Here is a 25,408-nt window from a genome sequence, read left to right as displayed (position 1 = left end):
CAACAAAATAGAGTGTCTATTTTGATAAATAACTGAATGATCTACCGCCGATTTCCAATTGTTTGAGCGTTCCGTCAACTGACGTATTGTTGGAAGTAAGACATTGCATCCTGAACGGTTTTTCTTTCCTGTTTTTCATACAATCGAGCAAGCCAAGAAGTGAAGTGAGCGGCTGCGAAGCTATGCCCGTGAATATTATAAATTTGCGTTTCTTCCGGCAGCTCCCGCGGGAATCCACATGCCGAAAAGTTATTTAAAGCATTTAGTTGCCATTCCATTCTAGGAACTTCCCCTGCTCGTACCCCGAAGACTCCAGGATAGTTCGCAGGCCATAGCAAGCCAGTTTGCTTGTTGTATGAGGCGACAACGGCAACCCCTTTTTCAATGGCTGCAGCACACGCCTCTTCAATCACTTGATGGTTGCGGTTTACACCTAAGCTCAGATTGATGATATGAACTTCCTGCTCCACCGCCCAGTCAATCGCTTCTGCCAGGACAGAAGGATAGCAAGCAAGCTTTTCATCAAAAATCTTTCCAACAAGAATTTCTGCATCTGGAGCCATTTGACGCATGACCGCGGTCACCGCTGTGCCATGTCCAAGGTAGTCCCGGATGTCTTCATGAAGCTCGATCCCGCCCTCCCGGTTTACTCGGAAAGCCAATCCTCCCAACTCTTGATCGATATGCGAATGATAGACATTGACCCCACTGTCGAGAACGGCGATTTTTACACCTTTTCCTGTAAACTCCGACAAAGGGTCAACTCGTTCTGCTTGTTTCCCAATAACCATGGCGATTCGCTTCTCCTCCTTCATTCCAATGATCCGCTACGGCTCTCATCCCAACATATGAGTCTACTTCCGAAATGGCAGCTTGCTGGACCACCAGCCAACGGTCAACCCATTGCAATGATTCCAAGCGATGGGAGATGACGAGAAGCATCCTGCCCGTCTCCGCTTTTTGCCAGGAGTGTAGCCGTTTGAACAACTCCCGCTCCAATTCGTAGTCGAGACCGCTCGTCGCTTCGTCCAATATAAGGACGGCCGGTTTCCGGAGGAGGCCACGGGCAATCGACAGCCGTTGCTTTTGGCCTCCCGATAGCACTTTTCCTCGTTCCCCGATCACCGTTTCATATTGCTCTGGCAAGTTCTCTATTTCTGAATGAAGCCCAATTTCCTTACAGACCCGGATGATTTCATCCTGCGTGATCTGTTTCCGTTCCTCCTCGGAAAGGCCGAGCAACAGATTCTCCGTCACGGTGTCGTGAAGAATTTCCACTTCTTGCGCGACAATGAACACCTGCTTGCGCAGCTCATTCACGGGTATGTCACTGATAGGCTGTCCTTCAAATAACAAAGTTCCATCGGACGGTCCCTTCAAGCGGACAAGCAAGTCGATGAACGAGCTTTTGCCACTTCCACTCGGTCCGACTAGCGCATATGAACGATCCCTTTCCAAAGTCAAATTTACATTCCGGAATATAGCCGGCATACCTTTCCCATATTGCTTGCCGACAGCCCTGCACTCGAACAGCGGGCCGGAGTGGCGTAACCTTGGACGCGCAGCACCCACACCCTCATCTTCTAGCGGCATCTGCAAATACTCCATTAGCCGATTCAAGGAGACGAACATATTCTGAAATCGGATGTAAAGCCCAGCCAACGATTGCACCGGGGAAAAGAACCGGCCCAAATACGTCGTGAACGCAAGTAGGCTCCCGAGCGTCATGCTCCCTTCGATGACCATCATCCCGCCGAGGAATAAAATGATTGATGTCATGCCCATCGTAATGATCCGCGGAATGCCCCCTGCCACGCTTTCAATGATGGCGTATTGCAAGGAGTTTTGATTCAGTTGATCGATTTTGACGCCCAGCTTGTCTTTCCTGTCCACTTCCGCCCGCAGCAATTTAATGAGGCGGATTTGGCCAAATGTTTCAATCATATGACCTTGGATATCGCTTTGATTCTCCCGAATATCTTTTGTCTTTTTCGTAATTTTCGGACGAAAGTACAAAAGCGAAGCGATGAGAAACGGGAAAATGAGCAAGGTCATTAAAAACAGCTTCCAGTCTAAATAGATCAGTACGCCTGTGATGAAAACAAGCGTTAGGACAGACATGCAAAGTTGAAGCAACCCGTCAGTCAATGTCCCTTGGACGATATTGATGTCTCCATTAAGCCGCGTCGTGATGTCTCCTACCCTCGTCCGAACGAAAAATGAATAACGGAGTCGTTCCAATTGATGGAACAGATACAGCCGCAGCTTCTTGATGATCGTCAATGTCGTCCGCAAATAGATATAGCTATTGATCAGTTGCAAGACGATACCAAAAACGGTCAATCCGAATGTCAGCAAGAGGATGGTCTTCAGCGAATATTTCGGCTGGATGAGCACGTCGTCGATGAACACCTTCGATAAATAAGGGTAGGAAAGCTCCAATGCCGTTCCGATGATGGCAAGGATGAAAACGAGACCCAATACGAAACGGTGCGGCGCAAAGAAGGGCCAGAGCCATCCGAGCATTTTTCGCTGCCGAATCATCGGTAATAGCACATATATTTGGATTCACAGAATTCCGGGGTCTTGCGGATGGCAATGGCCCTTTCCTGCACTTTCTCCTTTTCCATCCCCCGACGTACTGATTTCACCACATCTGAAACGAGTTGCACGCTGGCCAGTTTCCGGACGGAATTCGCTTCTCGTCCGACGATTTTCAGCGAATCGATGCCTAGTGCGGCAATGTCTGGCAATGCGCATAATCCACATGGACCAAGCGGAATACCATGATCCGAGACGGAGGACCCGCAACTATGCGTGAACCAAACAAAGTCCTGGTAGTCTTTTAAATGTGATGCGAGTTTCTCCTGCTCCTTGGAAGACAGCTCGCGATCTTCCGCCGATTCAAATTGGAAGTCCCAGTTTTGCGTCGCACAGAAAGCACCGACTTGGTTATGTGTTGTAAAGCAGAAGCTCTCTTCATAGACGCAGCCATCATTCAGTATGAACAACTCATACTCCAGGTCGCGTCCGCCCGCATCCATGATCTCCGACATCTCCTCCAGTGACAGGCTGCGCGGGAAGACGATTCGCTCCGCACCGAGCTCGCGATACAATTTGACGCTTTCACTATTCAGCGGTGCAGCCAAACTGCTCACATGGATGCCGGCATCTGGGTAATGTGCTTTAATCGCCATCATAAGGCCGATATCGCTAACGATGAAAGCGTCCGTTCCGCATTTGTAAGCCTCACCGATAATATCGAGCAACAACGGGATTTGTTCCTGGGTATAGTACGGTGCATTCAATGTCATAAAGACTGGGACATCATAGGAATGCGATTTCTCAATCAATTTAGCAAACTCTTCTACAGCCGGGATACTGGCCTGTGTTGCACGGCGGTTCATCCAGACGCCGCTCGTGAATGAACGGACCCAGTTGGTCGGGATGAATCCCGCATAAAATTCTTCCGCGCCGTTATGGACGAGCATCTCCACTTCTTCGATCTGGCTGATAGGTGCTAATACTTTCAATCGATTTCCCCTCCTTTTACACCGGTATTTTCGGGCTGATGATCAAACGGTCCACCTGCATGTCATCTGCCCAATCGAGGACATTCCCGACAAGTTCTTCGGTTTGCTGGTAAAACGCCGAGTTTCCTTTTTGCATCGTTTTTACCGGCAGCTGGCCTAACTGCTGCCTCGTATTTTCCATCTGGGCGACATACTGGCAGCATTGCTGCTTGCACTGGATATCCCCTTGGAACTTTTCCTCCCTCGGCTTGTGCAGCGTTCCGACCAAGCAAGAACGGCCCGTAGCAATGACCCCATATCCTAAATAGAGCGAAGTCGACAACCCTTCCCGGTCAGCCGTCTTTTCAATTGGCTGGATGAACGAATCATATTCAATCCGCTTGACGTCCATTCGGTCTAGGAACTGTCGGAAATAGGGCGTTTCAAATGAAGAATTCATGAACACCGATTTTGCACGTTCCGGTGCATGCTTCTGGTTGTATAAATGGGCGACGCGCGGGTCTCGGATCATCTTATTCAAGAGCCGGCCGATAACGATTTGTAGATTCGGATATTTTGTGGCAACTGCATAACACATACCCCAGTCATTGACGACCACTTCTACTGCGACCTCTTGTGATTCGAGCCATTCGAAGATGGGAATTAGCAACTTCATACCATTTTCCGGCACATACGGAGTAACAAATGTAAAAGCGTACCCTCTTTCTCTCGCATACTCGTATGCTTTCTGGACATCCGCCAGCTCCGCAATCCGATATTGACAAAATTCCGATCCAAAATATAAGCGCTCCGGTTCTGTCAGCTGAAATTTTCGTTTGATGTTCTCTTCCAAGATTGCTATAGTTTCTTGCTCCATCGGGGAAAGCTTCTCCCTGTTTTCCAACAGGGAGAGTTGCTTTGCATCCTGGACAGCGAGCGCCAACTCCATATCGCTTCACTTCCCATTCATTGTTTTATTTGTACGACACGGACATCCATCGCATCTGTTTTCAAATCGACTGTTCCTTTAAATTCCAATGTTTCGGCATCATAGAAGTTGACATCGGGACCTCCTCCGCCGGCATAAATCGTTTTTCCATCACCGCTAATGTTGAAGCCATAAGACGTTCCCAGCTTCGTTTGGATGACTTTATCATGCTTCAAAGTCGTAAGATCAGTCTTGGCTAACATGTTCATGCCTCCATATGCCGTTTTCCGGTCATGTGAAATTATCCCTGAGAAAAAGCCGATCGGTTCTTCCTTGTACTCGATTTTCTCCACAACGCCCGTTCTCAGATCCCATGTAACAAAGCCTTCCGTCGTTTCGCCTGTTTCCGGATAGTACACATAGTTGACTGTGGATGCCAGATAGTCAGTCTCTCTATCGCGGGGCCAAAGTTGGAGGTAGTTACTGTTGCCAGCACTCTTATCCTCAGGGTCGAACAGCTCATAATGTAATGTCAAAGTGTCCTTCTTAATGTCATATTCGTACAGATCTCTTCCCCAGACAGCGATTTTGCTGCCGTCCACGTAAAATTGCAGAGCGTTGACACCGTAGGGCACTTCAATCTCCTTGACAATCTCCTTCTTATCTATATCCATAACGAGTATGGCAGGAGGCAATGTTTTCAACTCTGCTCCTTCAACTTTTGAGCGCATCGTCATAGCGTAGAGCAGCTTGCCCTCCGGATCTACCGTCATTCCATAGATGCGGGAACGGTAATTGTCTTGTGTAAAATCTAGCTCATCAATAACAATATTTTTGGCCGTGTCAATGACAGTAATTTTCTGCCTTATGTCTGTACTAACATATAATTTACTCCCGTCTTTCGAAAAAGTCGTATCCCTCGTCATCCCGGTTACCGGAATTTCCGTTACTTCCTTCGTTTCCGGATCTACTGCAAAGACATATTCATAACCAGTGAGATAAAGCATTTCTTTCGTTTTCCCGGATTCTTCGGCCAATACCGAAGCATTCAAACTACATACAAGGAAAACGGCAAGCACCGAAATAAGCCATTTTCTCTTCACTGCGCTTCCTCCCTTCTAATTGGCATGACAATCGTCAAGAGGCAGCCCGGCGATCCGGTCAAGGAACGTCGGATTGTCTTCCATGACTTGTACATATGCTTTCAGCGCAATGGTGTACCAACGATACATCCAGTTGCAGTAATGCAGATTCGGAGCCGTGATCTCCCCTTGACGCTCTTTCGCTTCGTAATAGCACCCGCCCGAACACGTATGCTTCAGCGGACAGCGGGAACATGTCGTTTTGTTATCGACGTGAAGCGACTCAAGCAGCGTTTTCTGGAATTTCCGGTCCACTCCTTGATAAATGTCTCCCATCTTATATTCATCCTGTTCATTAAAACGATGGCACAGGAACAGGTCGCCTGAGGGGCTGACTGCATAAAAGCCGATACCGGCCCCGCATCCGTAGCTTTTGTTGACTCCCGTATGCAATTCAACTAGGACATTCACCAAATTGGAGAAACCGAAATAGCGGTCCTCTTTTGCTTCTCGAATAAAAATCTCTGTAAGTTCTTCAAACTCGTCAAGTAGGCGGGATAACTCTGGTTTGTTCAATATAAAAGCCTCGTCCGTCTCAGAAACAGGCGCGAATCCGACTTCATGGAAGCCCATCTCTTGAAGATGCGCAAACGTTTCTTTCACATGCGGGAAGTCCTTGGTCAGTGTAACTCGGGCAGCAACCGGTTTCGTACGATGCTTTTCAATCAGCTTGCGTGCATTTCTATTGACCATTTCATAAGATCCATGGCCTGTTTTGAATGGCCGCCATGTGTCTTGGGTATCTTCATCTCCATCCATACTGACCGACACGCCGATATTATGCTCGACGAGGAAATCGATGCGTCTTTCGTTCAATAGCGTCCCATTTGTCGTCATGGAAAAATCAATCTGTTTGCCCGCCTGCCGTGCCGCTTTTTTCCCATATTCAACAACATGGGTCAACAGCCTCCAATTGAGCGTCGGTTCTCCGCCAAATAAAATGACAGAAACGCTTGGCGCGTCTTTGGATTCTTTAATTAGAAAATCAATTGCCTTTTCCGCAGTCGGCTCATCCATCGTTTTCATCGGAGCACCGTACTCGCCGCCGCCCGCATAGCAATACGTACAGCCGAGATTGCATTCATTCACCAGATGGAAAACGAGCGTCTGGATCGGCAGTTCCCCTTGCGGAACGCCGGGAGTCCGGCTGTTCATCCCTATACCGCCATTTAGCCGGATGACTTCTTGCTGAAGCAACTCCTCGATTGCCGACTGGACTTCCTCCGTCTTGTATTGTCTGCTCAGTTGCTCCCTTACTTCGCTTAATGATAGCGGACCACTTTTCAATATTTCCAAAATCGATTTTCCAAGGGGTGAGATTTCACTGATAAAGCCACTGAGTCCCTGGAACACATATGATTTGCCTTTGACTTCAAAAATGAGCTGATTTGTCACAGATAATTGATCTGCCGTTTGTATAATGGGAATCACCGCTTTCTATTTGATGTACATATAGTCTGGAAGTGTGACAAAGAGTTTTGATTCACCGGTCATGTTAGACTGAGTGGTCGCATCTTGATAAATTGCTTTGACAGTGACGTATCCCGTATTGTTGGTAGTCCACACCCGTTCCGGATTCGGACCTCCTACTGCTGGCGTGAACAGTCCGTTTTGGGCATCGATCTGTCCAATGTACTTCAAATCTTCGTTTCCTTCTTTATCTTCATGAAGTTCCCATTTGACGTTTAGTGGACCGATTTCTTGATGATCCGCAGTATAGCCAATTGCTTCAAACTGGACACTCTGTTGATAACCGGTATAATTCAGACGGGCCAATCCGCTCTCCGGCAATACTTTGATGGAATCAACTTTATCAAATGCTATGATTTTGACCGGCTGTTCACCGTCTTTCAAATCGAGCGTTAATTCGCCAGTTCCTTTAGCTGTCACTGTAATCCAGACGTCATCACCGTTCTGCTTTTCAACTTTATCGACAACCAGTCCTTCAGAGGCAACAAAGCTGTCCGGTGTCAGCTTGTCGGGCAGTTTTGTACCAATCACCCGGATCGTTTCAGTTGTGCCTGTTTTGATGGATCTTGGCCATGTAGCCAAAACAGCTGTTTTGTCCGCTTTATAATACGTTTCATCTGCGTATATCCCTTTATCGTTTACCTCGTTCCATCGGCCTTCAATTCTATTGCCATCTTCTATTACATTAAAGACGCCGCGGGTTTTCACATTGCCATCAGTTAAGCTACTGCGCAATGAATACCCGGCATACTTCCGTACATTCCCTTCGGATTTCGTTTCTTTTTCGTCGGACATGAGCAACTTCCGTTTTTCAAAGTACATATCTCCCTTTTCAGAAATGTCCGAGTATCCGCTATATAATCCGATTCCCGGCTGATGTCCGACAATCCTCCATGTACCTGTAATCTCATAATCAGCCTTATTGTCTTTCCATTCTTTCCAATCCTCCGAATCATACGGGTGGATGCTTGCCATATAAGAAAGGACCTGGTCTGCCTCTTCTTCCCATTTCATCGTCCGCATTTGATAAATCATGGCCGGACTCATCCCGATGTGGAAGTCTTTTAATTTCATCCACTCATCTTCGGTACGATACTGTGCAAGAGGTCGTCCTCCCGCATGGCATGCGATACAACTTTTTTCAATCTTGTTATACTCTTCCGTAACCGGTTCAATTGTTGAACCGCTTTCGGTCAGCCAGTACATGACTTTTTCAGTTTCAGTGGGAGTCAAACCGTTCTTGTCGCTCAGTTCCTGAACGATCACAGCCTTTTCTTCATCTGTTATTTGAACTCCCCACGCCGTTTGCATACGTGTAATGGTATCCTGCCATCCTTCCGGTGTTTTGCGGATGTCGCTAATCCGCTCGACCTTTCCGTCTTCCCCCACGGCATGGCATGTTATACAAGAATTCTGGAATGTGTCGCTCCATTCTTCATTTGCCAAGCTCACCCCAGGTGCCTTGACTTCCTCGTCATCTGTTACTTTCTGCGGTTCTTCTTTTGTACAAGCGGTAACAATTACAAGAGCAGCGAGCAATAATGAAATAACCCCGATCATTGTCCGTTTATTGCGAATCACCTGAATCCCCCCTTACCCGTCAATGAATTTCAATTTTTGCCAATCTCTTACGGCAGCCGGGCAATCCTGATGCCATTCCGGATACTTCGTTAAACCATCCGGTACTTGGGCTGCCCACCAGCAATCTCCGTAACAGCCGTACAGATCACGCTCCATCGGCTGGCAAAGGGCGGCTACGGATGTCCCCGAACTGTCCGCCTCCCAGCCCGGATCAAAGACAGTTGTACAGCCAATCGGCAATTGTAAGCCTTCAACGTCCATAATTTCTCCTGCTTCTATTCGCCTCATGGCCATTTTCCCTTTGCGGTTCAACGGTTTACTATGTTTCATAAGCCCACCCTTCCTTTCTTAATGTAAGCCTTTGCAAAATTAAGAATATCAAGGTAGAGTAAAATCAAAGCAAAGCGAAAGTAAAAATAAAGTAAAGATATCAACTTTTCAGAATTATAGTATTTTGATATGATGAGAAATATTGCGAATACCGACAATGGTAAACTAGTGAAACTATGTGGACTTGGATTCAATGGAACCATCCGTTTATGGCATAATAAAAAAATTCATCTTCAAAAGGGGGAAAAATGATGAATCAATCTACTATTCTGCATGTGGACGATGAACCAGAAATCCGGGAATTGATTGGTCTTTATTTAAAAAAGGAAGGGTATAACTTCGAAGAGGCAAGCAATGCAACAGAGGCGCTTGAGAAATTAAAAGCTGTCAATCCGCAACTCATCTTGCTGGATGTCCAGCTCCCCGATCTGGATGGCATTGAAATTTGCCGACGCATTCGCCAAGAGACGAACGTGCCTGTACTTTTTTTGAGTTGTAAAGATTCGGAGATTGATAAGGTCATTGGGCTAAGTGTAGGCGGTGACGACTATATCGGGAAGCCATTTGGGATGAATGAATTAATCGCACGAGTGAAAGCCCATTTGCGCCGTTATTTCGAATCCCAGATACCTTTATTAGAAGATACGGCTCTAGATGAGGGGAACGTTTTAACATCAGCTTCAATTGTCTTGGATAGCGCACGTCATGATTGTTATATACGGAACAAAAAAGTCCAGCTTTCCTCCAAAGAATTCGAACTGCTTCATTTCTTCATGCTCCATCCTTTCCAGGTGCTAAGCGCAGAGCATTTGCTGGAGAGAGTTTGGGGATACGAGTCGGATATTGATACGAAGACAGTGACAGTTCATATCGGGAATTTACGGAAGAAACTAGGGGAAGACCCCAAAAAGCCAAAGGTCATATTAACTCTTCGCGGGGCAGGGTATAAATTCAATGAGTCTGTCCAAAAAGGCTAAAACTCTTATTCATAAATCCTTTTATACATTCAGAGGCAGGATGCTATGGACTTTGCTCCTTCTCTCACTTGTTCCGCTCGTTATCATCAGCTACTTCGTCATTCAAAGCACCAAAAACTCCATCACAGTGACAGGAGAAAATATTGAAGAAGATATCAGCGAGTATGTCCTTTATCTATATAAAGAAAATATTACCAGACAGGCAGAAGCGACGAGCATTCAGCTGGAGGGATATAAAAAACAGATCCTTCAATTGCGCACATCTTTATTGGAGGCATTTGAATCGTCCATTGTGCCACCAGGATATTCCCTCCATTTACAACAAGATATTAGCGGTATTTATTGGGAGTCAGTAAAAGGAGATTCCTCCAATTCAGGAACGACTGCTGTCTATCCCGTAACGGAAGAAACAGTGGAGCGGCTCGAACAGACAAAAAGCATTGAAGGAGCGATGAAACAAATCGTCAAAAGCAATAAAGCCATTGTCGCTGTTTATTATGTTTCTCCAACATCCGCGTGGCGTATTTACCCGGCAATGGATGCTCCAAAGGAAATTAAGGATGGCTTTTTAACGGCAGATGTTGATTTTACGAAAGAGACTTTTTATACTGCTGGAGCGAATGTTTCCTCGGATAGCAATGCGGTCGGTTGGACGGATCCATATATTGACCTGACTCATCGGCATGAAATGTTCTCCATTTCAGCTCCAGTTACCGGCCGCAACGGTGAGGAACTCGGCATTTTGGGCGCGGATATTACGACCCACCGCGCCTTAAACCATTTGCTTAATATGAAGTTCAAAGAAGAATCCGCCTACGCTCTATTATTGAACCAACATGATGAATTTATCGCCTATCAGGACAAGGCGGATGACGATCTGCCTTTCTTGACAAAAGAAATCCGGCAACAAATATCGGCAAACGAACAGCCTGTCCTCCTGAACGTCAACGGTCTGAATAAAATTTTCCTGTCCGCCACAATTGACCATTCTGGATGGAAACTGATTTTTGCGATTCCTGAAGCGGGGATTATAGATCATATTAAAAGCTTGACTGACCGGGAATTAACGGCTCATAAGCAAACGATTTTCAGCCACCTGCGCAATATCATGATTTTCACTTTGTTAGTTATTATTTTTTGTTCAATTGCCATTTGGCGCAATTTCACAAACCCGATCCGAGAGATCCTAGGCGGGATCCGTTCCTTTCAAAATGAAAATTTTAAATCAGTGATTCCTAAACAATCACTTCACGAGTTTAATGTGGTCAGCCAGTCCTTCAATTCGATGAGCCAGCGGATTAACAAATTAATCGGCAACTACCAGACGTTGAACAGCCAATTGGAGGACAAAGTGTCGGAACGTACCCAGCAATTGGTCCGCCTGAACATTTCACTCATCGAGACAAATAAAAAGCTGCAAGAGACGGAGCAGCAAAGGAAACTACTTTTCGCCAATATCGCACATGATCTGAAAACACCAATCACGCTCATCCATGGCTATATCGAAGCGATTCAGGACGGATTGATCGGCGAAGACGATTATGAGATGTATTTCAATCGCATCCAAAATCATCTGGATTCCATCAACAATCTGGTGGTGAATGCCTCCGAACTGAATCGGATCGATTTGAAGGAGCAGCCTTTCCATTTCAAGCGAGTCGATACGGTATCCTTCTTCCAGGAAATCAAAAACAATTTTATCCGCTATGAACAGATTGCATTCGATATTGAACCAGACCTACCACCGCTCAATATTGATGTCCACTATATCGAACGGGCGTTGATGAATCTCATTAAAAATGCCCTCAAATATTCCGAGCCTGACACACCTATTGCTGTCCAGGTAAGACAGCAGGACCAACATGCAGTCATCACCGTAAAAGATGCAGGATGGGGCATTTCGGATACGGACTTGCCGTATATCTTTGACCGTTTTTACCGCGTCAGTAAAGTACGAAATTCGAACAAGCCGGGAACGGGGCTCGGTCTATCCATTGTCAAGGAAGTGATGAACGCACACGGAGGAACCATTGTAGCCCACAGCGAACTGGGCATAGGGACCGAATTCACCATCACACTCCCCTTTCCAACGGATGCGGATGGGGTGTCTAGCTGAAGAGGAGAAATTGGAGGAATTCCCGCTTTCTAAACGGGGAGAATCAACGGAATATGAGCGGTTGTGCGGAAGTATGATCGCTTGCGGTGACTTATCGGCGCTGCTCGAAGCGTCACTTCGGAAGTATGATCGCCTCGGTGCACTTATGATTTCTTAAAATGAAATATAAGCGCCCAGTCTCGGCTGGCGAATACTAGCCCCTTTGCCCAAGAACCTAATCAATGAAACGCACCTAATAATTGTCGGAATTGTGACATAGTATCTCCCTACCACCCTATTTACTTGCCAACAGCTACCTACTATACTTGGAGTACTTATGGTAGAAAAGGGAGGAAGAGTTGATGGAAAAAGGTTATTTTGGAGAATTCGGGGGAAGTTTTATTCCGCCCGAGCTGCAGGAAGCGATGGATCATCTTGCACAACAATTTGAGGAAGCGATCCAGGACCCCGCCTTCTTGAACGAGTACCGCCGTTATTTGGCCGAGTATGTCGGCCGGGAAAATCCGATCACCTTTGCCGAAAATTTGACGAAGCAGGTCGGCGGCGCAAAGATTTATTTGAAGCGTGAAGATTTGAACCATACCGGTTCCCATAAGATCAACAATGCGATCGGCCAGATTTTATTGGCAAACCGGATGGGCGCCAAACGCGTCATTGCGGAAACGGGCGCCGGCCAGCATGGCGTCGCCACGGCCACCGCTTGTGCGATGTTCGGCATAGAGTGTGTCATCTACATGGGAGAAGAAGATATAAGACGCCAAGCATTGAACGTCTTCCGGATGGAATTGCTCGGTGCCAAAGTCGTGCCGGTCTCAAAAGGGCAAGGCCGTTTGAAAGATGCCGTCGATGAAGCGTTGAATGATCTCGTGGCCAATTATGAAAATACATATTATTTGCTTGGTTCTGCGGTAGGTCCTCACCCGTTCCCTTCCATCGTCAAATATTTTCAATCCGTCATCAGCGAAGAGTCCAAACGCCAGATGTTGGAAAGAGAAGGTAGACTTCCGAATGCCGTGATTGCTTGTGTTGGAGGGGGCAGCAATGCGATTGGTGCATTTGCCCATTATTTGAATGATGAGAGCGTGGATTTGATCGGTGTGGAACCGACTGAAGCGGCCAGCTTGACCAAAGGCGTGCCGGCTGTCATACATGGGTTCAAATGCTATACTTTATTGGACGAAAACGGCGAGCCGGATGCCACCTATTCCATTGCGGCAGGACTGGATTATCCTGGCGTCGGGCCAGAGCACAGCTATTTGAAAGACGCCGAACGGGCAACCTATTTCCCGGTTACCGGACAGGAAGCATTGGAAGCATTTAAGACACTCTCCAAAACGGAAGGCATCATTCCAGCATTGGAAAGTTCTCATGCGGTTGCATTTGCCATCAAGCACGCAGCCACTCTGTCGCCGGACGACATTGTATTGGTCAATCTTTCCGGACGCGGCGACAAAGACGTTGAACAAGTTTTTGAAATGCTGCAGAATGAATAAGGAACACCGCATCAAATTTTTGTAGAAAGATGGGATTTAGTTATGATTCAAGTGAATATACCTGCCCTGGACCAACAAGCGGGTAAAGAGGCTGAGGCCTATCTGACGACTTTGACCAAGCCGGTCGGAAGTCTCGGTCGATTGGAAGAATTGGTGATCGAACTCGCGAAAATGACCGGGACCCATAAATTGGACATTACACCGCCTGGCATCATCGTATTTGCGGCTGATCATGGCGTAACCCGGGAAGGCGTTTCGGCTTTTCCTCAAGAAGTGACGTTGCAAATGGTTTCCAATATCATACATGGCGGGGCTGCCATTAATGTCTTCGGCAGGCAAATTGGGGCTACGTTTCAAGTCGTCGATGTCGGTGTCGCCGGAGAAGTTAGGGAAAAAGAAGTTAGTTCAAGGAAGATCCGGCCCGGTACCGGAAGCTTTTTATCGGAATTGGCGATGAGCCGGGAAGATGCCGAACAAGCAGTGGAGGTCGGATATTCGGAAGCGAAGCGACTCATGGAAAACGGTGTGAAATGCCTGATCGTCGGGGAAGTTGGCATTGGAAATACGACTGCAAGCAGTGCCGTGCTGGCAGCTATTACGGGGGCCGATCCCGCTACTATAGTAGGCTATGGAACGGGCATCTCTTCCTCTCAGCACGAACGGAAAATTGAAGTCGTCCGGGAATCAATTGAACTTCATCAGCCAGACCCGCAAGACGCCTATGATATCCTATCTAAAGTAGGTGGTCTGGAAATGGGCGCGATGGCTGGAGCGATGCTGGCTGCCGCCGAAAACCGTGTGCCTATTGTACTGGACGGATTCATCTGTACCGTTTCGGCTCTCTTAGCCAAATTAATCGATCCGCGAGTGGCAGACTATATGATTCTATCCCATCAATCCGCAGAGCCCGGCCATCTTACGGCCATCGAACAAATACAGAAAGAACCGATTATTCAATTGAATATGCGGCTTGGAGAAGGAACCGGCGCCACCGTCGCATTCCCGATTTTGCAAGCTGCAGTCAATATGATCAATGAAATGGCAACCTTCGAAAGTGCCGGGGTTGCTGGAAAAGAAGAAGAATCGACAGCGACGCTCTCCTAAAGAAAACCGTGCATTTCCACTTACTGGGATGCACGGTTTTTAAATGAATCCAAACAATCTAAACAAATGCATGTTTTCCGGAGTTGGTCGGCCGGCACCTCATTAAAAACTTCCTTTGGAAAGAACTCTTTCGTGCACCAGCATTCTCCCAATGATTTCTCTTTACCATTGCAACAATTATTTCCTTTTCCGCAAACCGGACAATACTCCATAGTCGCCTTCATAACCATTCACCCTTCCACCTCAGAATTTAACCCCTAATATCTTGCTATTATTTTTCAGGATACAGCTTTTGTAGGAAATCGACCGATTGGGTAATTAATTTCTTTAACACATCGACATTAATATCGTCGACTTTATTAATATAGACACAGGCTTTTCCTGTCGTATGCTTGCCGAATTTGGCCAATAAAGCTTCGCGATCCGGATCGCCGGGCGCAAAGTACAAACTGATCTTCGCTTTCCGCGGCGAAAAGCCGACTAACGGAGCATCTCCCTCATGTCCGGTTTTATAGACATAGTGGTAGGAGCCAAAACCGATGATGCTGGGCCCCCATAGTTTCGGCTCGTACCCTGTCGTTTCAGCGAAAATATCGAGTAGGCGGTAGGCATCCTCCCGCTTTTTGGGATGTTCTACTTGTTCAATGAACTCGATGACGCTACTATCAGTCTCTTTTGTTTTTAATTCGTACATACGTTTCTCCTTTCCTGTAAAGAGTGATTGTTCTGCCAATTGTATCACATGATCACATATTCAGTAACGGCTTTTCATATATTGGTCAGTAGGAATCCGGAGGTGGTAGTTTGAGCAAGGATTTCACAAAAACGGCGCGGGATGAACTGCAGTTCTGGTTGCAAATTTTAGGCGATCACGGCCGGTTCATCCACGATTCGTTGGCGCCAAGTGAAACTACGTTCATTGAGCAAGCGGAATCTTTTATCAGCCAATTCGACTCTTTACTGGTCGACTCGAAACAGAACATGGATCATCGTGCACTTCTAGTCCTGCTTCAAAAGGCAAGGGCTGCTAGCGAGATGATCCGAACGTTTAAACTGACAATTCTTCGGGAACAACTCGTCGGGAAAATCAAAATATCGTTGCCCCCTACCTTTATCAATCATATGGTCAATGAGGTGGAAGAGGCGATCCGCTTATTCTCCCATCTGGAGAAAGAAGAGATGCCGCCCCACGTTCACCCGCTCCATCATGATTTGCTTTGGCTATTGGATGCAGTAGGACATGCGGGGTCGATCGATGACAGGTTGGACCTGGTGGAGAAACCGTTGAAAAAGAAGAGCCGTAAATTTATGAAGGATTGGGAAGCTTTTTATCTGAAAGCGATTGAGTTGACCGGTTTTTTACGGACGAATGCCGCACAATTTCCTGCCTTGTCTAAATTCCACGATGATGTCCATCTAGAAATGACCATTTTCAAAGCTTTTTTACGAGAATTGGAGGAATTGAGACTGAGTAAAAAGGGACTCGGTGTCTTGTCGCCACTCATGGCCGACCATATGGCGCGGGAAGAGTGCTATTATCTCACGAAATTGGCTGAAACGACCGAGGTGCCCGCCCCCGACTGCGACCCGGCAAAGCCGCGGACAAAAGAGTAAATGAAAAGCGGATCGCCTTGTAATGAGGCGATCCGCTTTTAATATTATCCGATTTGAATCTCCCTATCCAATGTTTGAAGGGCGGCCAAAATGCTGAGTCCCGTCAATTGACTCGTTTTCGGGTTATCGGGAGAGGGGTGGTTTTCTAGCTGGACTGTCAATTTTCCAAAATCGCCAATCGCTTCCATTGTGTGCATATTATTTTTAACTAGCGGGTCGGCAATGATTCGAACCTCGGTTTTATGGATTCCAACGCCTGCTAATGCGAGAATAATGGCGACGTTCGCGTTTTGCGGAAATCGACTGATGGCTTCTTTTGCCGAGCCTTCGAAGAGAATGGTCTCTTCGGTGATTGTTTGTGCCGTTAGTGAATTTGCCGGTTTCCGTGTTTCTAAGGAAACCTGTTGCAATCCGCCCCCCACCCGTGCGGCTTTAATGACATCCAATCCACCGATTGCACCGGAAGGTAAATAGATTTTACGGTTGTGTTCTTTGGCATTCATTGTTAACTCCTCATAGAGGGCAAGGTCCGCCAATGCACCGATGCTAATTAAGAGCAGGTCTTTTTCCCGGACAATGCGGGTGGCGAATGTTCGTACGACTTCTATATTGGCACATTCAATAACAAGATCGATATCCGATTTCAAAAATGTCTCTACATTATCGAAAGCCGTGAAACGATAAGTATTCAACAATTTGGGCAATGCCATCTTCGCTTTTTCTCGCTCATCAAAAACCGCTGTTATCTGACAGCCAGGCAATCCATTTTCTTTATTAATTTTCTGCAAAAGAAACTCTCCAATGGAACCTGTTCCAATTAATCCGATATTCATGTAAATCCATTCCTTTCCCTTTTATCATAGCGAACATTTCCTGAAAGGACGAACATTTCAGTTACTCGATGTTGTTTTAAGGTTTGTCCAGGTAGGGTATGGTAGTACAACATGAATTCGGGAGGAGAAGGACTATGGCAGAGACCTCTTTTATAGGTGTTTTTGATAACGAGAATGACTTGATTGCCAAAATCGATGAACTGAAGCTAAAAGGGTATACCGAGGAGAATATTTATATCATCACAAGAGACAATACGGATATTACGATGGTGAAAGCACGGACAGGCGCAGAAATCGAGCGGACAGGCGGTTCCTGGTGGGATCGATTCACCTCGTTTTTGTCCGGTGAAGAGCCTGTACAGAAGGCACTTGGACAGATGGGGCTGGATCCGATCGAGGCGGAAAACTATTATAAATTGCTGGAAGGCGGAGCTATGTTATTGTTCGTGGACCACGGTGAATACGGTCAACGCATTCGGAGCAATGACGACGTATCCAGCTTGGATGGCGCAGGCACCGATCCGAATCTGGGAGCCAATCTACAGCAACCGGAAAATCAAATGGATATTCCTCCGATAGAAGGCATTCCTCCCGGAAAACGGATCTGATTTCGCTAATTGACAGGCGTTCACAAATGCTGTGAACGCTTTTCATTTTGGTTGAATGAAGTGCTAGTGCCCATAAGTTTCCGGAAGCGCTCTTTACTTTAGACGGCCGCTCATAGTTCCCCGCAAGCGATCATAACTTCAGACCACCGCTCATAGTTTCCGACAAGCGATCATAACTTCAGACCACCGCTCATAGTTTCCGACAAGCGATCATAACTTCGGACAACCGCCCATAGTTCCCCACTAGCGATCATAACTCCAATCAACCGCTTATATTCCCCCCTAGAGATCATAACTCCAATTAACTGCTCATCCCCCTATCGAAACGAAAAAACGGCCGCCCTCTTCGGGTGGCCGTTTTAGAGATTATGGCTTAAGTGGATCGTCCGGATTTTGATTCGGATTGAATGGCGGATTGCCTTCCGGTGGCAATTGGTCATAGGACGGATCGCTTGGAGGCACGTCGTCCGAATGGGTAGGCCCCATCATGCCAGGGTCCACTTCCGGTTCCACAGTCATGCCTGTTGCAAATGAACCGGTTGGGTCGCTTCCGCCATCCGGCATTCCATCGGTTGCCTCCGTCTTCCGGAATCCTTGCTCAGTTTGCTCTTTCACTTGCTCTTTCTTTTGCTGTATGTCCTGCTTAGCGTCTTCCCACTTATCTTTCGACACATTGGCATTCTGGACACTTTGTTCCATTTTCGATAAATAGCGGGAAGCGTGTTCGCGTCCGCCCAGACCGAATGCCAAGCCGAATGCAAGGGCCACTCCTCCAAGTGTCAGGATGAACGCTGCATTAATAATGGCTGGCGCAATGCCGAGCTGGCTCAATGCCATAAAGAAGGCGAATGCCAAAATCGCATATTTTGCCACGTAACGAAGGACATGCGGCGTGCCCGTACGTGTCGTCATAATGCTGCCGACGAATCGTTCAGCGAGATTGGCCAGCCAGAAACCGATAGCTAGGATGACGACTGCCGCGATGACCATCGGCAAGTAGGCAAAGACGGCGGTTGCCAGTGTCACCATAAAGTGCATGTTTAAAATCTGCAAAGCTTCCACAACGAACAACAGAATAATTATGATTTGGGCAATCGTTCCGATCACTTCCGTGAATGACGTCGTGGAAGGTCTTCTCGATCGGGCACCCATCATGCCAAACAAAGAATTGACTCCAATATTTTCAAGAAGTGCGATTACGACACCCTTCACCCAACGTGCCAGCATCGTACCAACCAACACGAGCAGGATGGCCACTGCAATTTTCGGCAGCATTGTCATTATGTCATTCAACATGGCGATCGCCGGTTGCGAAATTCCTTCCAGATCCAAGATTTCCAGAGCGGAAATGGTGACGGGAATCATGATCAGGATGAATGCCACCGTCCCGACCAGCTTGGAAATGCTCGTTCCTTTGAAAAACGAGGAAAGCTTTAATCGATCCGCCAAACGGTCCGTTCCGATCGTTTCTAGAAACTTCGTCAAAATGGTACGGATAATTTTGGCTACGAGTAATCCGACAAAGAAAATGAGCGCTGCACCGACCAATTTTGGAATGAAATTCAGGAATCCTGCCAGCATGTCTTCAAACGGTCCACTTACTCCACTTAAGCCAAGCGAGTGAAGAATAGCAGGGACAAATAGCAGTAGGATGAGGTAAAAGGCGATATTCGCTGCGGTCTCCACCCATTTCGCTTTGTTCACGTCCTCGGGAGGAACCCCTGTTTTCATAACGTATTTATTCAAATTCAGTTTATTGCCGGCCATCAAAATCAATTTTTTAACGACCAACGCGATGACCCAGGCCAACAACAGGATGAAGGCCGCTTTCAAAATTCCAAGGATCGCTCCGCCAATCCCGGAATACATGGAAATGAACGGCGTGGCAATCATGTGCATATTCATCATGTTGAAGAATAATAGGAACGCGAGTAGTAAAATACCGAAAAAGACGACTTTACTAATTATTTTTTCAATATTCCATTTCGAATCTCTCATGCCGAACCGCTCGTTCACCCTCGATTTCCGCAGCATTTTGTAAACCGCATTTTCTGCGATTTTTGCGACAAAGAAGCCGAGAAGCAGAACGAGTAGGGCAAATAATAAATCAGGCAGCCAACTGAAAATATGATCATAATACGGATCTCTGAACATCTAATTTCCTCCATTCGTTTGCTAGTCTACTTCGACTATTCCTATTAACTGACTTTGATAAACCTTTTTTAAGAGCAGCGGTTCTATTTCCTCTCCAGCGGGAATAGACTTATATGTCATCATTTACTCATTGACTGGAGGGATTTTCGTGAAAAAAAACGCAGTTATTCTCTTCATATTTCTGGTTGTCAGTTTACTAGGGACTTCATTCAAAGTAACAGCTAGTGAAAGATTGGAGTTATTCGTGGATGATGTGAAAATCGACGGCCATGAACAACCGTTCCTCAAATCAAACGGACAAGTATGGCTCCCGGTTCAGCCGGTATTCGAGGCGGCCGGATTCCATGTAACAAACGAGAAATCAGGCCATCTGCAAGTGACCAACTCGTTTCTCACCATCGAGTTTCAGCCACGTACTGGAGTCATCACAGTGAATGGCGAGGCGAAGAAAACCGATTTCCCACTCACGTTACGCAATGCCGGAAACTATATCTCAAGTGATTTTTTATCCAGCTTGGAAGGTTTTAAGGTGAATATCCCGAAGGACCAGTCAGCGGTCTACGTGACGACCAACCAGGTACAGGACATCGCCCCTTTTTTGGACAAGGTTGCCGCAAAGGAAATTTCCGGTTATTCATCAACCAGCAAGTTGGAACACCGGACTATATTCTCCTATGATCCGGAAGTCGTCAAATTCACGATTGACACAGATTTGATCGTGAATGAAGTGCAGGGGGCCTTATTCATGAAGACGGCGATGGCAACCAAGTTGAAAGGCAGACCGGTGAAACAGACGTCCGAAATGTTTTTGACGAAGGAAGGTATCTTGGAGTATAAAGAGGAAATCCGAAAATGGGTCCATTTGGAAGACGAGCCATCTGCAGAGTTCATGGAAAGCGTATTGCCTGGCCCCCACCCGATCGAACAGCTGAAAGAAATAGGCGAGGATGAGACGCTTCAGCTTTATGATTACGGGGATGTGTTTGTTTTGGTACAGCGGATAACGGATCGTGATAACGAAGACGATTTCGTATCCAGTAAAACGGTCCGATACACGTCCACGCAGTTCGATAAACGAACGTTCCTTCCAATCCATGCGCTGACCATCACAGATACGACAATTGACACGGACAAGGATTCGGTCTCTATTCATGAACAGCTGCACCGTTCGTTCATCCATGACGATACCGTGAAGCAAATTCGGATTCCTGAAAAAGTTCTTAAGGATGCTATCAGCGAGAAAGCATATTGGAAGGAAATCGGGCTGTTTGACGAGTTGGACGAATGAAAAACGGGGCAGCCTGCATAGGAAATCCTTTTCGCTTGAGGTCCCTGCGCTCATAACTTTCGGAGAGCACTCATAACACTGGAATGGCGCTTATATTTACAGAGAAACGCTCATAAGTACTTCTTGGCGCTCATATTTCTCCGCAAGCGCCGATAACGGCGGAGGATCGCTCATATTCCACAACGACCGCCCATAACCGATTTGCACATCACCCGCCTTCATTCAAAAACGGAGCTATCCGGTTAATGGACGGCTCCGTTTTTCATTTGCCCTTCTTAAGGAATTTTTTATAAAGAGGAAGTAACGCATTCGGGGTCAGCTCTATATTGTTTTCATGTGCATATTTGACAGCATGTCCGAGCGCAATCGTCATCGCTCCTGCCACACTTGCCCCCGCCACCATTCCGGCACCGGGGACGATCTTGACGATTTGGCGAAAGATGGTTTTCCCCACATTCCCCACGACGGTGGCGATGATCAATTCCTTTGCGTGATCCTTGGAAATCGGCTTGCCATACAGTGTGGAGAGGCGAAGCAGAAGTCCCACTTGCAAGGCGGTCAATGGGATGAAATCGGAACCGGGCATAGGGAGAGCGCCGATTGCAGCGGCTGATCCGCCTGCGCCTAGAATCCACTTATTCGCTATGGACGATTTATCTGCCATGTTGGCGGCCATCAAAATGTCCTTTTTTTTACCTTCCAATAGCTTCAGGATTTCATTTTGCAACATACCCATGTTTTCTCCTGTACGCGAAGATATCGGCGCGACAGGATAATCATAATTCGTATGATCTTGGATATATTTCACCAAGCTGCCGATATCTTCGGCTGCATCGATTTTATTCAATACAAGAATGATGTCCTGGTTGACCTTGGCGATCTTTTTCAAAGATACGAGTTCGGTATCCGACAACACTGTGCCTGCGGCGTTCAGAAAAAATAAAATCAAGTCTGCCTGCTTATAAAACTTCATTGTTTCTGCAGAGTGTTCTTTATAAATGTCGTCCAGTCCCGGCGTGTCGACGAATACGATATTCTTCTTGTATATGTACTTCTGAATCTCTTGCGTCTCGCCCGGCATCGCGCCGACTTTCGCGACATCCGCCTCCATAAGCTGATTTAACGTCGATGACTTTCCAGCGTTGACATCGCCGATCATCGCGATGAGTACTTCCCTCTCGAGTTGCTCATTGATTTCTGTTGTCTTTTCGTCAAAGATGCGATCGAATTCTTGGTCAGACATGAACTTTGGGTTGTCCAATTGTCGTCCTCCTTTCTGTTGTGATTGACGGGTTTATAATGGTGAATCGACTTTTTCCTTCTTCTTGTTATACGGTTCCTACATAGGAAAGTTTCACTTGTTACCTAAGGTTCTGCCGAATGACTCTCTCTTATATCTTTCCTTCCTTTTTATGATTCAAAACTTATGACAATCAAAAACCGCCTCCTGAGTAAGAGACGGTCTAACATCAGAATATTTTCTTGCGGTCGCGCTCATCCTTCAAAATTTCCACCGCTTCCCGGAAACGCATGGAGTGGACATTTTCCCGCTCCCGTAAGAACCGCAAGGAATCGTTTACAGATGGATCATCGGAGATGTCGATAAGCCATTGATAGGTCGCCCGCGCTTTTTCTTCCGCCGCGATATCTTCGTACAAATCGGCGATCGGATCACCTTTTGCCTGAATGTATGTTGCGGTAAATGGGACCCCCCCTGCATTTTCATAAAAAAGGGCATGCCCATGATTGACGAAATGTGCCCCGAGTCCGGCTTCTTCCAGCTGCTCGGGAGTGGCGTCCTTCGTCAGCTTATAAATCATGGTCGCCAACATTTCCAAGTGGGAAAACTCTTCCGTGGCAATGTCATTGAGAACTCCGATGACTTTGTCAGGAACCGTATACCGCTGATTCATGTATCGAAGGGCCGCCGCCAACTCCCCGTCCGCCCCGCCATATTGCTCCATGAGATATCTGGCCAGTTTTGGATTACACGTACTTACTTCGACCGGGTAGAGCAGTTTTTTCTCATACACCCACATTCCATTTCCCCCTTATTACCGTTGCCACGGCCATGGTGGTTGATTCCAACGCCAGCCAGCTTCCAGTGCCTGTTCGGACGGCACCGAATACAAGGATAACGGGCCGTATCGATTTTCGTATTGACGCCGGACGCGTGCCGCTTCTTTGATTGCTTCCCTCCATTGCCTGAGCCCTTCCTCATCATGAGGATGTGTATTTGTGTACAATGTCAGTTCGACGACGACAAAATCGGCTTCCTGCACACGTTGCATCATCTCGCGTTCCTCTTCAAACGAACTCACGATATACCCTCCTTCCGTGAAAACCCATCCACGAGGGCCGGCCAGAGCGAACCATGAATCAACGCCTGTTCTGGTGTGTATTGCGGAAGACCCGGAGGCTGGAAATCCATGAAAAGTTGCGGCGGCAAAACGAACTTCTTTACAAGAATGGGCGGACAAGGGTCAAGAGGGGAGACATATGGTCGAAAACTTCCCCGATATGACGGTCTTTCCAAATCTCATCACTCCTCAGACCAACGTATGCAGGACAGCTGGAATTGATACCTCAATAGATGAATTGGGCATTTAATCGAGCGGTTATCTTCATCTGACCCGGTTCGATCGGAGTAGCGGCCTCTCGTTCCATTAATGCCATCGACTGAAATGGGGTCGCTTGCGGAACTTGTTCTTCGATGACTTCCTTTGGTATAGGGTTCACTTGCACTCCCATCGCATCCCCTATCGCCTGCGCTTTTGAACGGGCATCCTGTAAAGCCAACCCCAATGCCTGCTGGTAATGAAGCTCTTCATTGCCCACCCGGAATTGGATATTGGAAACGCGGTTCACTCCGTTCCGGACAGCCAAGTCAATTATCTCTCCCACGCGGCCGATATCCGGGATCGTTACTGCAATAGCATGGTTCACTTCGTATCCCCTGAAAATTTGTTCTCCTTCCACAAAGTCATACCGGGGAAAGATCGTATACGCGGTAGTTTGGATTTGCTCCCGTGGAATGCCAGCTCGCATTAGGGCGTCCAAAACCCGATCCATAATCTCGGCGTTTTCCTGCTGCGCCGTACGCACTTCCAGATTCTCCGTGCTCACTTCCAATCGGATCTCCGCCACGTCAGGCGAGACCGTGACGCTGCCCTCGCCCGTCACTGTCAGCGTCCGATTTGGAAAACAGCGGACTTGCTGAAGGTACATATGCAACATCCTTTCAAATTGTATTGAAATTCCGCATTAGGGAATGAATACAAAGAATTGTCAATTAAGGAGGATATCATGAAACATGGAACTTTTGCTTTCCTAGTAATGGCCGCCCTATGGATCGGATTGCAGTCGTGGACCACACCGGGCGACTCTCCCATTTCCATCATGACATCTTATGATGAAAAGTCGACGGCTACGACTATCGAAGCGTACGCACAAAAGCATGACATTCCACCAATCGACGCGACGATTGACCGGGTATGGAAAGCGATCCCCGGCTATAACGGCCTGGTTGTTGACCAAGAAAAAAGTTTGGGAATAATGGAGGGATCCCGATTCAAAGAAGAAGATATTATATGGAAGGAAACCCCTCCCGAAGTCCATTTGAGCGACCTGCCGCCCTCTCCGATTTATCGGGGAAACCCTGAAAAGCCAATGGTCTCTCTCCTGATTAATGTCGCGTGGGGAAATGAATTCATTGAACCCATCCTTCATACTTTGCAACAACACAAAGTGAAGGCTTCTTTCTTCTTAGACGGCAGTTGGACGAAAAAGAATCCCGACATGGCACGTCTGATTCAGTTCCACGGACATGAAATCGGCAGCCATGCTTACAGTCATCCTGATTTGGCAAAATCCTCCGAGGCCAAGACGAGAGACGAATTGCAGAAAACGAACGACGTGATTGAGGAAGTGCTCGGACTGACCCCGACTTGGTTTGCCCCGCCAAGCGGTAGTTTCAATCAGAGAACGATCGAAATCGCCCGGGAGCTCGGTATGTATACAATCCTTTGGACGGTCGACACCGTCGACTGGCGAAAGCCGGACACGACCGAAATGGTGAATCGGGTCGTTTCGAAAGTGGAAAAAGGCTCCATGATCCTCATGCACCCGACACAGCCGACTGCGGAAGGATTAGAGCGAATGATTGAAGAAATAAAAGGGAAAGGCTATGTTGTGGGGACGGTATCCGAACTGATGAGCGAGGAACGGGTCCGGCCTTTGAGATGAAGGAGGAATCGGA

25 protein-coding genes are annotated in these 25,408 nt (G+C 47.1%); 8 read left to right on the top strand and 17 right to left on the bottom strand.

What is annotated here, in order from left to right; translation table 11 throughout:
• Nucleotides 1-74: 74 nt before the first annotated feature.
• The 8 genes from AB1K83_RS03430 to qhpC all read right to left on the bottom strand — a co-directional run bounded on the left by AB1K83_RS03430 (nucleotide 75) and on the right by qhpC (nucleotide 8,963).
• Entirely contained in the window at nucleotides 75-791 is a 717-nt protein-coding gene (locus AB1K83_RS03430) for a S8 family peptidase (RefSeq protein ID WP_413056754.1), read from the bottom strand.
• Nucleotides 760-2,544, bottom strand: coding sequence for an ABC transporter ATP-binding protein (locus AB1K83_RS03425; protein ID WP_413056753.1), 1,785 nt, complete (start codon nucleotides 2,542-2,544; stop codon nucleotides 760-762). The genes AB1K83_RS03430 and AB1K83_RS03425 overlap by 32 nt, the downstream gene beginning before the upstream one ends.
• Entirely contained in the window at nucleotides 2,541-3,533 is a 993-nt protein-coding gene (locus AB1K83_RS03420) for a peptidase U32 family protein (RefSeq protein WP_413056752.1), read from the bottom strand. The genes AB1K83_RS03425 and AB1K83_RS03420 overlap by 4 nt, the downstream gene beginning before the upstream one ends.
• 16 nt (nucleotides 3,534-3,549) lie before the next feature.
• Nucleotides 3,550-4,461, bottom strand: coding sequence for a hypothetical protein (locus tag AB1K83_RS03415; protein WP_413056751.1), 912 nt, complete (start codon nucleotides 4,459-4,461; stop codon nucleotides 3,550-3,552).
• 17 nt (nucleotides 4,462-4,478) lie between these two features.
• Nucleotides 4,479-5,543 (bottom strand): quinohemoprotein amine dehydrogenase, encoded by a 1,065-nt coding sequence (locus AB1K83_RS03410; protein ID WP_413056750.1) that lies wholly within the window; start codon nucleotides 5,541-5,543, stop codon nucleotides 4,479-4,481.
• A 15-nt stretch (nucleotides 5,544-5,558) separates the two neighbouring features.
• Nucleotides 5,559-6,878 (bottom strand): radical SAM protein, encoded by a 1,320-nt coding sequence (locus AB1K83_RS03405; RefSeq protein ID WP_413056749.1) that lies wholly within the window; start codon nucleotides 6,876-6,878, stop codon nucleotides 5,559-5,561.
• A gap of 141 nt (nucleotides 6,879-7,019) precedes the next feature.
• Nucleotides 7,020-8,633 (bottom strand): quinohemoprotein amine dehydrogenase subunit alpha, encoded by a 1,614-nt coding sequence (gene peaA / locus AB1K83_RS03400; RefSeq protein WP_413056748.1) that lies wholly within the window; start codon nucleotides 8,631-8,633, stop codon nucleotides 7,020-7,022.
• 12 nt (nucleotides 8,634-8,645) lie between these two features.
• Complete coding sequence (gene qhpC / locus AB1K83_RS03395; protein ID WP_413056747.1) at nucleotides 8,646-8,963, bottom strand: quinohemoprotein amine dehydrogenase subunit gamma; 318 nt, start codon at nucleotides 8,961-8,963, stop codon at nucleotides 8,646-8,648.
• Between the two features lie 248 nt (nucleotides 8,964-9,211).
• Here qhpC and AB1K83_RS03390 point away from each other — a divergent pair, with 248 nt between their 5' ends.
• The 4 genes from AB1K83_RS03390 to cobT all read left to right on the top strand — a co-directional run bounded on the left by AB1K83_RS03390 (nucleotide 9,212) and on the right by cobT (nucleotide 14,653).
• The gene (locus tag AB1K83_RS03390) at nucleotides 9,212-9,940 is read left to right on the top strand and encodes a response regulator transcription factor (RefSeq protein WP_413056746.1); all 729 of its coding nucleotides are present in this window, start codon (nucleotides 9,212-9,214) and stop codon (nucleotides 9,938-9,940) included.
• Nucleotides 9,941-9,992: 52 nt separating this feature from the next.
• On the top strand, nucleotides 9,993-12,056 hold the full coding sequence (locus AB1K83_RS03385) for an ATP-binding protein (protein ID WP_413056745.1): 2,064 nt from the start codon (nucleotides 9,993-9,995) through the stop codon (nucleotides 12,054-12,056).
• 341 nt (nucleotides 12,057-12,397) lie between these two features.
• Entirely contained in the window at nucleotides 12,398-13,549 is a 1,152-nt protein-coding gene (gene trpB / locus AB1K83_RS03380; protein WP_413056744.1) for a tryptophan synthase subunit beta, read from the top strand.
• Nucleotides 13,550-13,591: 42 nt separating this feature from the next.
• Nucleotides 13,592-14,653 carry a nicotinate-nucleotide--dimethylbenzimidazole phosphoribosyltransferase gene (gene cobT, locus AB1K83_RS03375; protein WP_413056743.1) on the top strand — a complete coding sequence of 354 codons (1,062 nt, stop codon included), beginning with the start codon at nucleotides 13,592-13,594 and terminating at the stop codon, nucleotides 14,651-14,653.
• A 20-nt stretch (nucleotides 14,654-14,673) separates the two neighbouring features.
• On the opposite strand, the gene AB1K83_RS03370 is transcribed toward cobT, so the two are convergent.
• Nucleotides 14,674-14,865, bottom strand: a complete 192-nt coding sequence (locus AB1K83_RS03370) for a cysteine-rich CWC family protein (RefSeq protein ID WP_413057072.1) — start codon at nucleotides 14,863-14,865, stop codon at nucleotides 14,674-14,676.
• 59 nt (nucleotides 14,866-14,924) lie between these two features.
• On the bottom strand, nucleotides 14,925-15,347 hold the full coding sequence (locus tag AB1K83_RS03365) for a DUF1801 domain-containing protein (protein ID WP_413056742.1): 423 nt from the start codon (nucleotides 15,345-15,347) through the stop codon (nucleotides 14,925-14,927).
• Between the two features lie 110 nt (nucleotides 15,348-15,457).
• On the opposite strand from AB1K83_RS03365, the gene AB1K83_RS03360 reads away from it, so the two are divergent.
• Nucleotides 15,458-16,267 (top strand): DUF2935 domain-containing protein, encoded by an 810-nt coding sequence (locus AB1K83_RS03360; protein WP_413056741.1) that lies wholly within the window; start codon nucleotides 15,458-15,460, stop codon nucleotides 16,265-16,267.
• 44 nt (nucleotides 16,268-16,311) lie between these two features.
• Here the strand turns inward: AB1K83_RS03360 and nadX are convergent, their stop codons facing one another.
• Nucleotides 16,312-17,100: an aspartate dehydrogenase gene (gene nadX, locus AB1K83_RS03355; RefSeq protein WP_413056740.1), complete on the bottom strand. Its 789-nt coding sequence runs from the start codon at nucleotides 17,098-17,100 to the stop codon at nucleotides 16,312-16,314.
• A gap of 134 nt (nucleotides 17,101-17,234) precedes the next feature.
• Between nadX and AB1K83_RS03350 the strand changes: the two genes are divergently transcribed.
• On the top strand, nucleotides 17,235-17,708 hold the full coding sequence (locus AB1K83_RS03350) for a general stress protein (protein ID WP_413056739.1): 474 nt from the start codon (nucleotides 17,235-17,237) through the stop codon (nucleotides 17,706-17,708).
• A 366-nt stretch (nucleotides 17,709-18,074) separates the two neighbouring features.
• Here the strand turns inward: AB1K83_RS03350 and AB1K83_RS03345 are convergent, their stop codons facing one another.
• On the bottom strand, nucleotides 18,075-19,862 hold the full coding sequence (locus AB1K83_RS03345; RefSeq protein ID WP_413056738.1) for a mechanosensitive ion channel: 1,788 nt from the start codon (nucleotides 19,860-19,862) through the stop codon (nucleotides 18,075-18,077).
• A gap of 148 nt (nucleotides 19,863-20,010) precedes the next feature.
• On the opposite strand from AB1K83_RS03345, the gene AB1K83_RS03340 reads away from it, so the two are divergent.
• The gene (locus tag AB1K83_RS03340; RefSeq protein WP_413056737.1) at nucleotides 20,011-21,150 is read left to right on the top strand and encodes a DUF6612 family protein; all 1,140 of its coding nucleotides are present in this window, start codon (nucleotides 20,011-20,013) and stop codon (nucleotides 21,148-21,150) included.
• Nucleotides 21,151-21,412: 262 nt separating this feature from the next.
• Here AB1K83_RS03340 and AB1K83_RS03335 read toward each other — a convergent pair whose 3' ends face one another.
• The 5 genes from AB1K83_RS03335 to AB1K83_RS03315 form a co-directional block, all read right to left on the bottom strand.
• Nucleotides 21,413-22,393, bottom strand: coding sequence for a YcjF family protein (locus AB1K83_RS03335; protein ID WP_413057071.1), 981 nt, complete (start codon nucleotides 22,391-22,393; stop codon nucleotides 21,413-21,415).
• Between the two features lie 226 nt (nucleotides 22,394-22,619).
• Nucleotides 22,620-23,189 carry a manganese catalase family protein gene (locus tag AB1K83_RS03330; RefSeq protein WP_413056736.1) on the bottom strand — a complete coding sequence of 190 codons (570 nt, stop codon included), beginning with the start codon at nucleotides 23,187-23,189 and terminating at the stop codon, nucleotides 22,620-22,622.
• Between the two features lie 15 nt (nucleotides 23,190-23,204).
• Complete coding sequence (locus tag AB1K83_RS03325) at nucleotides 23,205-23,471, bottom strand: spore coat protein CotJB (protein WP_413056735.1); 267 nt, start codon at nucleotides 23,469-23,471, stop codon at nucleotides 23,205-23,207.
• Nucleotides 23,468-23,686, bottom strand: coding sequence for a spore coat associated protein CotJA (locus AB1K83_RS03320; protein WP_413056734.1), 219 nt, complete (start codon nucleotides 23,684-23,686; stop codon nucleotides 23,468-23,470). Before AB1K83_RS03320 ends, AB1K83_RS03325 begins: the two co-directional genes overlap by 4 nt.
• A 50-nt stretch (nucleotides 23,687-23,736) precedes the next feature.
• The gene (locus AB1K83_RS03315) at nucleotides 23,737-24,378 is read right to left on the bottom strand and encodes an SIMPL domain-containing protein (protein WP_413056733.1); all 642 of its coding nucleotides are present in this window, start codon (nucleotides 24,376-24,378) and stop codon (nucleotides 23,737-23,739) included.
• A gap of 78 nt (nucleotides 24,379-24,456) precedes the next feature.
• On the opposite strand from AB1K83_RS03315, the gene AB1K83_RS03310 reads away from it, so the two are divergent.
• Entirely contained in the window at nucleotides 24,457-25,395 is a 939-nt protein-coding gene (locus AB1K83_RS03310) for a polysaccharide deacetylase family protein (protein WP_413056732.1), read from the top strand.
• Nucleotides 25,396-25,408: the final 13 nt, after the last annotated feature.

The organism is Sporosarcina sp. 179-K 3D1 HS, assembly GCF_047228905.1.
In the GTDB taxonomy this organism is placed as follows: domain Bacteria; phylum Bacillota; class Bacilli; order Bacillales_A; family Planococcaceae; genus Sporosarcina.
The sequence above is the reverse complement of the archived record's forward strand: the minus strand, read 5'-3'. Positions and strand labels throughout refer to the sequence as shown.

Coding starts and splice junctions, on each gene's coding strand:
- AB1K83_RS03430 (WP_413056754.1), bottom strand. CDS start 791: ATGGTTATTGGGAAACAAGCAGAACGAGTTGACCCTTTGTCGGAGTTT.
- AB1K83_RS03425 (WP_413056753.1), bottom strand. CDS start 2,544: ATGATTCGGCAGCGAAAAATGCTCGGATGGCTCTGGCCCTTCTTTGCG.
- AB1K83_RS03415 (WP_413056751.1), bottom strand. CDS start 4,461: ATGGAGTTGGCGCTCGCTGTCCAGGATGCAAAGCAACTCTCCCTGTTG.
- qhpC (WP_413056747.1), bottom strand. CDS start 8,963: ATGAAACATAGTAAACCGTTGAACCGCAAAGGGAAAATGGCCATGAGG.
- AB1K83_RS03390 (WP_413056746.1), top strand. CDS start 9,212: ATGATGAATCAATCTACTATTCTGCATGTGGACGATGAACCAGAAATC.
- trpB (WP_413056744.1), top strand. CDS start 12,398: ATGGAAAAAGGTTATTTTGGAGAATTCGGGGGAAGTTTTATTCCGCCC.
- cobT (WP_413056743.1), top strand. CDS start 13,592: ATGATTCAAGTGAATATACCTGCCCTGGACCAACAAGCGGGTAAAGAG.
- AB1K83_RS03370 (WP_413057072.1), bottom strand. CDS start 14,865: ATGGAGTATTGTCCGGTTTGCGGAAAAGGAAATAATTGTTGCAATGGT.
- AB1K83_RS03365 (WP_413056742.1), bottom strand. CDS start 15,347: ATGTACGAATTAAAAACAAAAGAGACTGATAGTAGCGTCATCGAGTTC.
- nadX (WP_413056740.1), bottom strand. CDS start 17,100: ATGAATATCGGATTAATTGGAACAGGTTCCATTGGAGAGTTTCTTTTG.
- AB1K83_RS03350 (WP_413056739.1), top strand. CDS start 17,235: ATGGCAGAGACCTCTTTTATAGGTGTTTTTGATAACGAGAATGACTTG.
- AB1K83_RS03345 (WP_413056738.1), bottom strand. CDS start 19,862: ATGTTCAGAGATCCGTATTATGATCATATTTTCAGTTGGCTGCCTGAT.
- AB1K83_RS03335 (WP_413057071.1), bottom strand. CDS start 22,393: ATGTCTGACCAAGAATTCGATCGCATCTTTGACGAAAAGACAACAGAA.
- AB1K83_RS03330 (WP_413056736.1), bottom strand. CDS start 23,189: ATGTGGGTGTATGAGAAAAAACTGCTCTACCCGGTCGAAGTAAGTACG.
- AB1K83_RS03315 (WP_413056733.1), bottom strand. CDS start 24,378: ATGTACCTTCAGCAAGTCCGCTGTTTTCCAAATCGGACGCTGACAGTG.
- AB1K83_RS03310 (WP_413056732.1), top strand. CDS start 24,457: ATGAAACATGGAACTTTTGCTTTCCTAGTAATGGCCGCCCTATGGATC.